General features: G+C 33.3%; 11 protein-coding genes. 2 read left to right on the top strand and 9 right to left on the bottom strand.

Annotated features, from left to right (window positions below; genetic code table 11):
* Positions 1-194 precede the first annotated feature (194 nt).
* Complete coding sequence (locus DFQ09_RS16380; protein WP_115812270.1) at positions 195-1,460, top strand: aryl-sulfate sulfotransferase; 1,266 nt, start codon at positions 195-197, stop codon at positions 1,458-1,460.
* 2 nt (positions 1,461-1,462) lie between these two features.
* On the opposite strand, the gene DFQ09_RS16375 is transcribed toward DFQ09_RS16380, so the two are convergent.
* Positions 1,463-2,440 (bottom strand): polyprenyl synthetase family protein, encoded by a 978-nt coding sequence (locus DFQ09_RS16375; protein ID WP_115812268.1) that lies wholly within the window; start codon positions 2,438-2,440, stop codon positions 1,463-1,465.
* A gap of 134 nt (positions 2,441-2,574) precedes the next feature.
* Between DFQ09_RS16375 and DFQ09_RS16370 the strand changes: the two genes are divergently transcribed.
* The gene (locus DFQ09_RS16370) at positions 2,575-3,816 is read left to right on the top strand and encodes a T9SS type A sorting domain-containing protein (RefSeq protein WP_115812266.1); all 1,242 of its coding nucleotides are present in this window, start codon (positions 2,575-2,577) and stop codon (positions 3,814-3,816) included.
* 66 nt (positions 3,817-3,882) lie between these two features.
* On the opposite strand, the gene rlmN is transcribed toward DFQ09_RS16370, so the two are convergent.
* The 8 genes from rlmN to DFQ09_RS16325 form a co-directional block, all read right to left on the bottom strand.
* Positions 3,883-4,923 carry a 23S rRNA (adenine(2503)-C(2))-methyltransferase RlmN gene (gene rlmN / locus DFQ09_RS16365; RefSeq protein WP_115812264.1) on the bottom strand — a complete coding sequence of 347 codons (1,041 nt, stop codon included), beginning with the start codon at positions 4,921-4,923 and terminating at the stop codon, positions 3,883-3,885.
* Between the two features lie 462 nt (positions 4,924-5,385).
* Positions 5,386-6,435 (bottom strand): tRNA preQ1(34) S-adenosylmethionine ribosyltransferase-isomerase QueA, encoded by a 1,050-nt coding sequence (gene queA / locus DFQ09_RS16360; RefSeq protein WP_115812262.1) that lies wholly within the window; start codon positions 6,433-6,435, stop codon positions 5,386-5,388.
* Between the two features lie 69 nt (positions 6,436-6,504).
* Positions 6,505-7,731 carry a 3-phosphoshikimate 1-carboxyvinyltransferase gene (locus tag DFQ09_RS16355; protein WP_115812260.1) on the bottom strand — a complete coding sequence of 409 codons (1,227 nt, stop codon included), beginning with the start codon at positions 7,729-7,731 and terminating at the stop codon, positions 6,505-6,507.
* A 33-nt stretch (positions 7,732-7,764) separates the two neighbouring features.
* Entirely contained in the window at positions 7,765-8,091 is a 327-nt protein-coding gene (locus DFQ09_RS16350; protein ID WP_115812258.1) for a nucleotide pyrophosphohydrolase, read from the bottom strand.
* Positions 8,092-8,738: 647 nt separating this feature from the next.
* A complete protein-coding gene (locus DFQ09_RS16340; RefSeq protein ID WP_115812254.1) occupies positions 8,739-10,652 on the bottom strand; it encodes a DUF3857 domain-containing protein in 1,914 nt (637 codons plus the stop codon).
* 245 nt (positions 10,653-10,897) lie between these two features.
* Complete coding sequence (gene dtd / locus DFQ09_RS16335; protein WP_115812252.1) at positions 10,898-11,350, bottom strand: D-aminoacyl-tRNA deacylase; 453 nt, start codon at positions 11,348-11,350, stop codon at positions 10,898-10,900.
* Between the two features lie 45 nt (positions 11,351-11,395).
* Positions 11,396-12,346: a ribosome small subunit-dependent GTPase A gene (gene rsgA / locus DFQ09_RS16330; RefSeq protein ID WP_115812423.1), complete on the bottom strand. Its 951-nt coding sequence runs from the start codon at positions 12,344-12,346 to the stop codon at positions 11,396-11,398.
* A 66-nt stretch (positions 12,347-12,412) separates the two neighbouring features.
* The gene (locus DFQ09_RS16325; RefSeq protein ID WP_115812250.1) at positions 12,413-13,072 is read right to left on the bottom strand and encodes a T9SS type A sorting domain-containing protein; all 660 of its coding nucleotides are present in this window, start codon (positions 13,070-13,072) and stop codon (positions 12,413-12,415) included.
* Between the last annotated feature and the right edge of the window lie 64 nt (positions 13,073-13,136).

Genomic DNA, 13,136 nt, shown 5'->3' with positions numbered 1-13,136 from the left:
TTCCACTTTAGCGGTGTATAGTAGAGTAGTCCTAAATAATTCTCTAAAACCATTAAGAACATCTCGTAAAAAGGCCTCCCTTTAAAAGATTTCAGACCATAAGTCTGCCTACGATTTAAAATAATAACTCGTAAAATAAACTTTATATAATTTGCCCTTGTAATTAATACGCTTAATTTTACAAGAAAACTGCTATGAAACACTTACCATTTCTATTCCTTTTTGGAGCTATAATCCTGAGTTGTAGCGACGATGATAGTCAATCGAATACGCTTATCACGTTATCCGATAATGTTGAAGTGTACAATGGTGACCTTATTGAAAATGGATATGTTTTAGCTGTTGAACATGGCAGTAACACATCTTATTTATTAAATAAAGAAGGTTTAAAAATACATGAATGGACATTTGAAGATAATTTAGGAAACGATTTGGAAATTCTTCCAAATGGCAAGTTATTGGGAATATTTAAATCTAGTAGTCCAGAAATAGCGTTTGGTGGATTTGGAGGAATATTAAGAATTCTGAATTCTGATGGTACGACCGACTGGGAATACATTTATGCATCTGAGACTTCAATTGCTCATCATGATGTTGAATTGTTACCCAATGGAAATGTACTATTTATTGCATGGGAAAGAATAGGAAATATTTCATCTTCTCAGGCAGGTGCTGATACAACTGTAGCTATATTTCCTGAAGTTTTAATTGAAATAAATCCAAACACTAATCAAACAGTTTGGGAATGGCATAGTTTTGACCATATTATACAAGATAGATATGATACACTGGCAACTTATGGAAATGTAAGCGATAATCCTCAACTCATAGATATTAATTACAATATTGTTGACAATGGTGATATTATGCATGCCAATGGTATTGATTATGACGCTGAAAAGGATGTCATTTATTTAAGTATAAATTATTACAATGAAGTTTGGGTAATAGACCATAGTACCACTACTGCTGAAGCTGCTACAAATTCCGGAGGAAATTACAATAAAGGTGGAGATTTACTCTATAGATTTGGAAACCCTGAAGCCTATAAAAACACTGAAGGAGAACGATTATTCTATAACAATCATTTTCCAAATTTACTAGAAGGAGATGAACCTGGCGCCGGAAATGTTCTCGTCTATGGAAATGGCAACGACATTAATCAATCGACAGTCTTTGAGTTAGATATACCAAATGATTTTTCTCTTTTACCAAATACTGATAATGAACCATCAATAGTATGGAGTTTTACAGATCCGAATTTATTTTTTGGCAGAATTTCTGGTGCTGTACGTTTAAAAAACGGAAACACATTAATTGCTGAAGGAGACTATGGTTTATGGGAAGTCACACCCAATCATGAAATTGTATGGAAATATAATGGCCAAGGAGTCAATTTCTGGAGATGCTATGGATACTTACCAAATGATGAAAGTATAGTCAACTTAGACTTACTTTAATTTTATTTTTTCCTATCAATAACATAATCGACCATAAGCTTTAGAGAAGCTTTGTATGGTGACTCAGGGTAATTTGCCAATATAATTAAGGCCTCTTCTTGAAAAGCTTTCATTTTAGAAACCGCATAATCCAAGCCGCCATTGTCTTTAACAAAAGCAATGACCTCGTTAACTCGTTTTTTATCTTTATTGTGATTTTTAACCGAATTAATCAACCATGACTTTTCTTTCTTAGTACACTTATTAAGTACATAAATAAGTGGAAGTGTCATTTTTTGTTCCTTAATATCTATACCTGTTGGTTTGCCGATGGCCTCTTTACCATAATCGAACAAATCATCTTTTATTTGAAATGCCATACCAATTAACTCTCCAAATTTACGCATCGCTTCTACTTCTGGTGAATTCGGTTTTACGGAAGCAGCACCCAAACTGCAACAGGCTGCAATTAAAGTTGCTGTTTTTTGTCGGATAATTTCGTAATAAATATCTTCTGTAATATCTAGTTGTCTGGCTTTTTCAATTTGAAGTAATTCTCCTTCGCTCATTTCGCGTACAGCGACAGAGATAATTTTTAGTAAATCAAAATCATTGTTATCTATAGAAAGTAACAAACCTTTGGAGAGTAGAAAATCCCCTATAAGAACCGCAATTTTATTTTTCCAAAGGGCGTTAATTGAAAAGAATCCACGTCTTCGGTTGCTATCATCCACCACATCATCATGAACCAAAGTTGCTGTATGAATGAGCTCTATTACCGAAGCACCTCTATAAGTGCGTTCACTAACTTCACCATTATTCATCATTTTAGCCACCAAAAACACAAACATTGGTCGCATCTGTTTTCCCTTCCTATTCACTATATAATGTGTAATTCGGTTAAGAAGCGCCACCTTACTCGCCATAGAGAGTTGAAACTTTTGTTCAAAAAGATCCATCTCGTAGGCAATCGGTAATTTTATTTGTTCGGTTATTTTCATTTTTTATTTAAATCATTGCGAAATTACAAATTCTATTATTATTTATTCATAAAATGGGAATTATAGAATTTTAACTTTTACTCCTCAAAATAATTTGTAACTTTATACCTACTAATCGTTAAAAAAACAAACAAATGAAAAAAATTACTTTATTAGCATTAGCTTTAGCAGCTTTTCAATTTAATTACGCTCAAGACACTTGTGCGACAGCAGCAGTAGTAACAGCAGGAACTCATACAGTTGCAGCAGTAGATGGAACTGATGTACCAGACCCAACTTGTGCTGCCAATGGAATAGGAGCCACTGCTGGTGAATGGTATTCTTTTACTGCTACTACAGATGGTATAGCGACCGTAACTACCGATTTAGCAGCAAATTTTGGTGGTGACACACGAGTACACGTTTACTCTGGTGCATGTGGTGCTCTTACTTGTGTTGGCGGTAATGACGATGTAGCTACAAGCTATTTATCTGAAGCGGTGTGGTTAATATCAACAGGTACTACTTATTATATTGCATTTGATAATCGTTGGAGTGGTGCAGGCTTTGATTTTGAAATAAGTGAAACAGCTTATTCTTGCGATAATTCTTTTCCTTATTCAGAAGATTGGACTGATGCTACAAGGTATCAAGTTTGTTACACAGTTGAAGATTCTAACAATGACGGTCTAACTTGGACATATAATTCTATTAATGATTTAGATGGTAATGGCACTTTAGATCCTATTGCAAACGTGTTTCCTCAAGATGCATTAACTCCTAAAGATGATTGGATATTCACTACTGCATTACCTGGTGAAGCTGGAACAGCATATCAAATAACAGTAGTATATAATGGTGTAAATGTAAATGGATTAGCAAACGAAACATTTGAGATTGCAGTTTTAGATGCTCCTTCATCTTCAGCAACAACTCAAACTATTCTTGGTTCTTATACTGACATTACACAAAGCGGAACATTCGGAGATACGACTGGAAATGATTTAATTACTCAAGCTTATACAAGTACAGTTACATATACACCTACTACATCTGGTGATTTTCATGTTGGGATACATGCTACAACTCCGGTTTCTGGTAGCGATGTGTTTATGATAATGGACTTATCAATTAGCTCAACGCTTAGTGTAAATGATTTTGAACAAAATAATTTCAGTCATAACTATAATAAGAATCTTCAGACACTTAACTTAGAATCTGCTAATACAGAATTAACAAGTGTTGAAATTTATTCTTTAGTTGGACAACAAGTATTATCTAAGTCTTTATCTAATGCTTCTGAAGCTATTAATGTTTCTTCTTTAACAGATGGCGTTTATATAGCTAAAGTAACTATTAATGGTAATTCTAAAACGATCAAATTCGTTAAGAGTTAATACCTATTATATAAATTTAAAAAAGCGGCAATTGCCGCTTTTTTTTATGTCTTAATATAAAGTAATCTAACTTTTATTAGCCAACTGTCCACAGGCCGCATCAATATCCTTCCCTCTACTTCTCCTTACCGTTACAGTGATGTTATTAGCTTCGAGAACAGAAACATACATATCAATAGCTTTTGAGCTGGCTTGTTGAAATTCGCCATCATCAATAGGATTGTATTCTATAAGGTTGACTTTACTGGGAGCAAATTTGCAAAACTCAACTAGAGCTTCAGCATCTTTTCGTTGGTCATTTATACCATCCCAAACTACATATTCGTAAGTAATTCTATTCTTGGTTGCTGCATACCAATATTGAAGAGATTCTCTCAAATCGCTTAATGGAAACGTAGCGTTAAACGGCATTATGGAGGTGCGTATCTCGTCTATTGCAGAATGTAAAGACACCGCTAACTTAAACTTCACATTATCATCAGCCATTTTCTTTATCATCTTTGGCACTCCAGAGGTTGATACCACAATTCGTTTTGAAGACATTCCTAAACCTTCTGGCGATGTAATTTTATCGATGGCTTTAAGCACGTTATTATAGTTCATTAAAGGTTCACCCATTCCCATAAAAACGATATTACTTAAAGGTCTGTTATGATATAATCTACTTTCGTTATCAATGGCAACAACCTGGTCGTATATTTCATCTGGATTAAGATTCCGCATACGTTTTAATCGCGATGTCGCACAAAACCTACAATCTAAACTACAACCTACTTGAGACGACACACAAGCTGTTGTTCTGGTTGCTGTTGGTATAAGCACAGATTCTACAATTAAATCATCATGAAGCCTTACAGCGTTCTTAATAGTACCATCAGAGCTACGTTGCATCTGATCTACTTTGATATGGTTAATTACAAAATTAGCTTCTAACATTTGTCGTGTTTCTAGAGATACGTTAGTCATATCTTCAAAACTATGTGCTGACTTTTGCCATAACCACTCGTAAACCTGATTCCCTCTAAAAGCTTTATCTCCTTGTGACACAAAGAAATCTCTTAATTGGTCTTTGGTTAGTGCTCTTACGTCTTTTTTCTTAGTTTCCATATTTTGCAAAAGTAGTGAATGTATTATTAAAATTGAGGCTTCTCGTAAAGTCGCTATGCTGCAAAGATAAAAATCTCTATTGATATCGATTTAGAGTATCATATTTGGTTTGATGTGACAATTGCACATCGGATGGCGTTAAGGATAAATGCCAAATTAAACATGTAATGTTGTCATAAATCGTTTCTTTTTAGCTTACTTTTCACAAAAAAATAGTACCGTAACACAGGCTATGCTAAGATTTTTTCGTTTCTATTAATCTAAAAATAATTCAATTTATTTACACAAAAAAAGCATATTCAACTTGGCTATAGTGGAAAGCCCACAGAAATTTGGATGTTTTATCCAAATTGCGAGGACTTGCAGCGAACAGCCTGCCCCTTGGGTAACGCCAAAAAATATTAAAAACAAAAAAAGCCTCAATGAAGAGACTTTTTTTAAAACTTTATAATTTTTGAATGCTTAGATGATTAACATCGCATCACCATAAGAATAGAATTTATACTTTTCTTTTACTGCTTCTTCATAGGCTTTCTTCATAAAATCATGACCAGCAAAAGCTGATGTCATCATTAACAACGTAGATTTTGGTGTATGGAAGTTAGTAATCATACAATTAGCGATGCTAAACTCGTATGGGGGAAATATAAATTTGTTTGTCCAACCTTCAAATTCATTTAATCTTCCGTTTGAGGATACTGAACTTTCAATAGTACGCATTGATGTTGTACCTACAGCACACACACGCTTTTTCTTTTCTATACCTTCATTTACAATATCTGCAGCACTTTTCTTAATTACAATCTCTTCACTGTCCATTTTGTGCTTAGATAAATCTTCAACCTCAACTGGGTTAAATGTACCTAAACCTACATGTAAAGTTACTTCTGCTGTTTTAACACCTTTTATCTCTAAACGTTTTAATAAATGTTTAGAAAAATGCAAACCTGCTGTTGGTGCTGCTACAGCTCCCTCATTCTTAGCATAAATCGTTTGGTAACGCTCTTCATCTTCTGGCTCTACCTCTCTGTTGATATACTTTGGCAAAGGTGTTTCACCAAGTTGCGTTAATTTTGTTCTAAAGTCTGTATAAGAACCATCATAAAGGAAACGTAATGTTCTACCTCTAGAGGTGGTGTTATCTATAACTTCAGCAACTAAAGTCTCATCATCACCAAAATATAATTTATTACCAATTCTTATTTTACGAGCCGGATCTACCAATACATCCCAAAGACGTTGATCTTGGTTTAACTCACGTAGTAAAAACACTTCGATACGTGCACCTGTTTTTTCTTTATTACCAAATAAACGTGCCGGAAACACTTTGGTATCATTCATTATCATCACATCACCTTCATCAAAATAATCGATAATATCCTTGAACTGTTTGTGCTCGATAGTTTGTTTTGCTCTATCAAGAACCATTAGTCTAGATTCATCTCTGTGTTCTGCAGGATGTTCAGCTAATAATTCATCTGGAAGGTCAAAACTAAAGTGTGATAATTTCATGTATCTGTTTTATTTTTTCGAATTGCAAATATACAATCTCAACATAGGCCTTGTCAAGTAAATAAGGGTTTATTTTAAATTGAAACCAATCGTTTTGAAATCTTCCCAAAATTGAGGATACGATTTACTCACCACATCAGCGTTTTCAATAACAATTGGCACTTTTAAACCTAAAGGTGCAAAGGCCATAGCCATTCTATGATCATTATATGTTGCTATTGTTATATTACTATTAACTGTTTTTGATGGTTTTAAATGTAAAGAAAGGTCTGTAATGATTACTTCTGCACCTAACTTTTCTAATTCAGTTTTAAGCGCAACCAAGCGGTCTGTTTCTTTTATTTTAAGGGTATGTAAACCTATCATATAACATTCTAATCCTAAACCAAATGCTGTTACAGCAATGGTTTGCGCAATATCTGGAGCATTTTTTAAATCTAGCTCAACAATAGAATTAATATCAATATTCGATGATTTCCGAAGTGTAATTGACTCCTTTAAAAACGTCGTAGTAACTCCAAATTTCTCATAAATATCTGCCAATACAGAATCTCCTTGCAAGCTTTCACTTTTGTAAGATCCGATAGTAATTTCTGTACCGACATCACTTAAAGCAATTAGACCATAAAAGTAAGATGCTGATGACCAATCAGATTCAACCGTAAGCGTTTGAGGTTCTATATCAGTTGTATTGGGTTTTACAGTAATGATATTCTCAACAAAACTGGTTTCGACGCCAACACTATTTAATAAGCTCAACGTCATATTAATATATGGCACCGAAGTTATTTTCCCTTCTAATGTTAACTCTAATCCCTTTTCAAATTTAGACGCAATTAATAATAAAGCCGAAATATACTGGCTGCTTACATTAGCCGCCAAAGTAACTTTATTTTCCGTCAGTTCTTTACCTATTATTTTTAAGGGTGGAAATCCGTCATTCTCTAAATACGTAATCTCGGCACCTAATGTACTTAAAGCATCAACCAATATTTTAATAGGTCGTTCTTTCATACGAGGTGACCCAGTGATAATCGTTTCTCTACCTTTCTGAATTGAAAAATAAGCTGTTAAAAATCGCATGGCCGTACCTGCATGATGAATATCTATAAGTTCCTCCTCTGAAGACAATGCTTTTCGCATTAGCACTGAATCATCAGAATTAGACACATTACTGATACTAACCTGAGGATATAACGCCTGGAGCAATAACAGACGATTAGATTCACTTTTAGATCCTGTAATTTGAACCTTTTGGTGATTATGAAGTTGTGATTTTTGGATTTTAATGTCCATAAGAAAGCTTTAAAATAAAAATGAATGACAAAACTACTTTAATTTATCATTATTGTGATGTCTGTTATGATCTCGTTTTGTTTTTTTATCCATTTTTTTATCGAAAGCAGTTTGTAAGTCTATACCTGTTTGATTTGCCAAACACAATACCACAAACATTACATCAGACAACTCCTCGCCTAGATCTTTATCTTTATCGCTTTCTTTTTCACTTTGTTCTCCGTAACGTCTGGCTATAATACGTGCCACTTCACCAACTTCTTCGGTTAGCTGTGCCATATTTGTAAGTTCATTAAAGTAACGTACACCGTGTTCATTAATCCAATCGTCAACTTCTTTTTGTGCGTTTTTGATATTCATGTTTATACCTTAGTTAATGCATTTTTTTCTGCTTGTTTTTCTACTATTTTACTATAAAAGGCTTTAAACGCCTTGCAATCTACTGGCAAAATTAAAGGATTAGTAATATCTAATTGCGACTTTAATTGCAAATATTTTCCGTTTTGCTGAACAAGATACGTAAATGTTACGTTAACATTATAAAACCTAATACTTCTGACTTAGGAAGAAATTCTACATCGGAGCCTTCTGACAGCAAAACATTAACTATATATTTACCTGTATCAGGGATTACCAAATCGATTGGATATTCACGTTCTTCCAATTTAAATGGATTTTCTTTCGTTGCTAAAAATAATAGAGAAAAAAGAGGAATACGTATTATCAATAATTTTCTTATTATTTAAAGTTGCTGTTAGCTCCGTTGTCATTTTACATCTGTAATTATTAATGACAAAAAAAAAGAAACTTATATCTTCATTGTGATATAAAAATGGCTGCAGAAGCAGCTGAATTTTTTATAGGATCTTTTTCTTTTAGTTCGGCGTTTAAAATTTCACTAAATCCATAATTCTGAGAACTTAAAAAGTTAAGACTATTACCAATGTAAATAGTGGGTCTTTAATTATTGTATTGGTGATTAGGTTGAATTATTATATAAGAAATCATTAAGCCTTAATTAATACCACTTTACTTTTATCGTGTTTTACAATCTGTTTTCTAAACTCTCTAAAGGCTTTATAATCTTCCTTTGGATAGTTTCCTTTTAGTAGAATATAAGTTCTTGTGTATTTCAACTTATTGGCTTCTAATTTTTCTAATTTAAAACTATATGTACCGAACTTGGTTTTAATATCCTTAGCTTCTGTCATGGCTTCCACCTTAAAATCTTCTGGTAATTGAATAATAAATTCATCAGAGTCTTTAAAAGAACGCTCTACTTTAAATTCTAATTTTCGATCCGTATATCTCGAAGGAATGGAAGTCACCGTATTAAACATATTGGGTTGAAAAATAAGTCTATCACCACTCTTTGAAGCATAATTTGTTGCTGATAATTTAACCGCTTCACTTAGAACAATAATTTCTTTATCATTTATAATATTGATATTTTCAATAAAGATATTCTTGATATTATCCCAATAGTCCTTGTAATAGATATGCTGATCTTGTTCCGTTTTATTTTGAATACCATCATGCAGACTATACTGATAACCTGTAGTTTTAACAGTTACATCTGCCGTAAAACCACCTGTTGCATCCATAATAACATTAGCGTTTGTTTTCTGAAGACTTTCGTCTGCTTCATAAATTTTAGTTCGTACTATTTCACCTCCTTCTGGCTTTACTAATAATACAGATCGATCATCCGTAAAACCAGCAGAAAACCCAAAAGGATTAGTTTGATTTGTGCACTCTAAAAAAATATTCTCACCATTATTAGGAACACAAAGAATAGCGTGATTCCCTTGAGCTGATGAAAACTCTTTATCAATATCTAAAATATTACGACTTCCAAAAACCAACGTATAATACGAAGGCACATCTACGGCTTCCAATAATGCTTTTGTATAGTTTGTTAAACCTTTACAATCTCCATAACCAAGCTTACTTACGTCGTCTGCCAACATTGGTTTCCAACCGCCTATTCCTATCTGAACACTTATATAACGTGTTCTATCTTGCATGTATTTATAAACCAATCTGGCACGCTCAATTTTATCATCTATACCTTCAGTTAGCGTTTTTACATCGTCTATAGCAGATTGCGGTAATATATCTGTACCAGTTAAAAGCTCTCCATAAACCCATTTTCCAAAATCTTGCCAATTAGTGTTTACACCTTCTACACCATTCATATTAAACTTCGTAAGTGCTGGTTTTACGTTAGGAGTAAATGTAACGAGCGAAGGGCTATACGATTCGTAGTTAACCCCTGGTAAATTCTCGATTCTAAAATGATTCTCCGAGACTTCAATTACGTTATTATTCTCAATATTTTCCTTTTTAAGTTTTAAAGGTATTCCTGAATTATTTTCAATTTTATACTCGGCAAATTGAATGGCTAAAAAATAACCGTTGATTGGTCTCCATTGGGGAATAAAAGCCGTAGTATTATGTTTCACTTCAGATATAAACTCAATAGTATAAGGGTAACTAGTAGGTGTGTAATCGTAATACTTAACACGACTATCAGAATATAATGTTCCTCCACTTACAGCGCTATTATCTGTAAAGTCATTCTTTTTTATCTTCTTTATTTCTTCACCAAAACTATCGTAAACTCTAGCTTCTATCGTTTTAATACTTGAGTTTTCACTATAAAATTCTAAAGAGTTGGCATGCTTATCTCCGTATTTGTTATAAACTGTAACGATACGCTTTGTATGTACCACCATATTATCTATAGCATTTATCTCTATTTTTTGATTATCATACCTAACAATCGCATTAACTTTTGTTGTTAGTTCTTGTGGCGCAAGCATTGCAATATAGGTGTCTTCAGATTGAGAAAAGCCGAAAATCGAAAAAAACAATACGTAAGAAAAAAGGTTAATCTTGCTAGGTAGTGATTTGAGCATTAGATAGTTTTGTCGGGTTAGTTCTACAATATAGAAAGGAAAAACAAATAGCCAAACTATTTCTGATATAAATCTCTTATGTTTCTAAATTATTCGATGAGAGCCCTATTTCTTTCTAAAGTTGATTAAAAAATTTCAATTTATAATTGAATACTCATAACTTTCAAACCGTATTAACCCATTTCTACTTACTGGAATGACAAATAAAATTTAAAATTATATGCGTTGTAATTTGCTCTTGGGTATTACTCTTTATTTTTTGAGTCAATAAGTATAGTCACAGGCCCGTCATTGACCAAATGCACTTTCATATCGGCACCAAACTCACCAGTTTGTATAGATTTACCCAATGTAGCTCGAAGGGTTTTAATAAAGCCTTCATACAGCGGAATAGCAATATCTGGTTTTGCTGCTTTAATATAACTTGGGCGATTTCCTTTTTTTGTACTGGCGTGAAGCGTGAATTGACTTACCAAAATAACATCTCCTTCGGAAGCTTTTAGGGAGATATTCATTACACCATCCTCATCCGGAAAAACACGAAGATTAGCTATTTTATTACAGAGCCAATCAATGTCTTCCTGGGTATCCTCATTTTCGATTCCCAATAAAATTAAAAGTCCTTTTTGAATGGTTGCGACTTCAGAATTATTTATGACAACTGAAGCTTCAGAAACTCTTTGTATTACTATCCTCATAAATTGATAACTTAATTCAACCTTACTACAACAAAAAAGAAACGATTACGCCTCGTCCCAATTGTCCGTTCTGTAATGTTCATCTTCTCCTTCTAAAATTTGAACATAACTCTTATATCTTGAATAGGAAACTTCATTAGCCTCTAAAGCGTCCTTTACAGCACATTTTGGCTCGTTGAGGTGAATACAATTATTAAACTTACAATCTTGTTTTAAAGCAAAAAACTCAGGAAAATAATCGCCAACTTCTTCTTTTTCCATATCAACAACTCCAAATCCTTTAATACCTGGAGTATCAATAATAACCGCATCGAAACTAAGATCAAACATTTCTGCAAATGTTGTGGTATGCTGTCCTTGGCTATGCTGCGAGGAAATGGCTTTGGTTTTTAGATCTAAGGACGGTTCAATAGCATTTACTAAAGTAGATTTACCAACTCCAGAATGACCAGCAAACATGCTTACTTTACCTTTCATTAAGGTTTTAACCTGATCTATATTTTTCCCTGTGGTTGCAGAAATACCAATACACTCATAACCTATCGCTCTGTAGACACTAGCGAGATATTTTACCTCTAAAAAAGTGTCTTCATCATAAGTATCTACTTTATTAAATAATAACACTGTTTTAATAGAGTAGGCTTCCGCCGTCACTAAAAACCGATCGATAAAAGTGGTAAATGTCGGTGGATTATCTATAGTCACCAATAAAAACACCTGATCAATGTTTGAAGCAATAATATGCGTTTGCTTAGAAAGGTTTACTGACTTACGAACAATGTAGTTTTTACGCTCTTCAATGCGATGAATTACACCTGTATCCGTGTTGTTTTTTGTTTCTAATTCAAACTCTACTTTATCGCCAACAGCAATTGGGTTGGTACTTTTAATACCCGCCAATCTAAATCGGCCTTTAATTCTACATTCATAGAATTTACCGTTTAGGGTTTTTACAGTGTACCAACTGCCTGTAGATTTATATACTGTTCCTGTCATTACAACAAAGATGGTCATTATTGTTTAATGGAACAAAAAAGCTCGCATAATATACAAGCCATTTCCTTAACTTCTTATCGCTTTTATGGATTCTAGCTGTTTTCCATCGGCTATAATGTTTATAATATAAATTCCAGAAGCAAATTGCGATACATCAATAGTCACTTTTTCTCCAAACTTTTGATGTGTTGAATTTTGAATGATTTGACCAGAACTATTGACTATTGAAATTTTCACTTCATCATAATCTTCATTCAACTTTAATTGAAAAACACCATTTGAAGATGGGTTTGGGAAGAGTTTAGGACGTACTTGATTTGACAATAATTTATAATTAACAGATGTTTCAATGCCAACACCACATCGTGTCTCACTATAACAAACAGCTCTGCAAATAGACTTACGATCATTTAAAAAGCCATTAACAACAGCCGCTTTAAGCTTGCCACCTTCAATCAATTTAATTTCTAAATGTTTATCTTTATTTAAGACTATCTCTTTGTTTTCATATCCGATATAAGAAACAGACAACGTATCTCCTGGCTTAGCTTCAATTTTAAATTGACCTTTACTGTTCGTTGCAATTCCTTTGGTAGAATTTTTAATGAGTATACTAGCTGATTCTAAAGTAATAGAATCATTAGAAACAACTCCTGTTACTAAAATTTGCGCTATTGAAGTCACTGTAAAACATAATGCAAGGATTAAGATTGTAATTTTTTTCATGAGTAATTGGTTTTGGTTGATATACCAAACCTACTCAGAAGTTAAAAGTAAAAAAACGGACAAT

Origin of the sequence: Winogradskyella pacifica, from assembly GCF_003386275.1 — a bacterium.
GTDB lineage: Bacteria > Bacteroidota > Bacteroidia > Flavobacteriales > Flavobacteriaceae > Winogradskyella > Winogradskyella pacifica.
The sequence above is the reverse complement of the archived record's forward strand: the minus strand, read 5'-3'. Positions and strand labels throughout refer to the sequence as shown.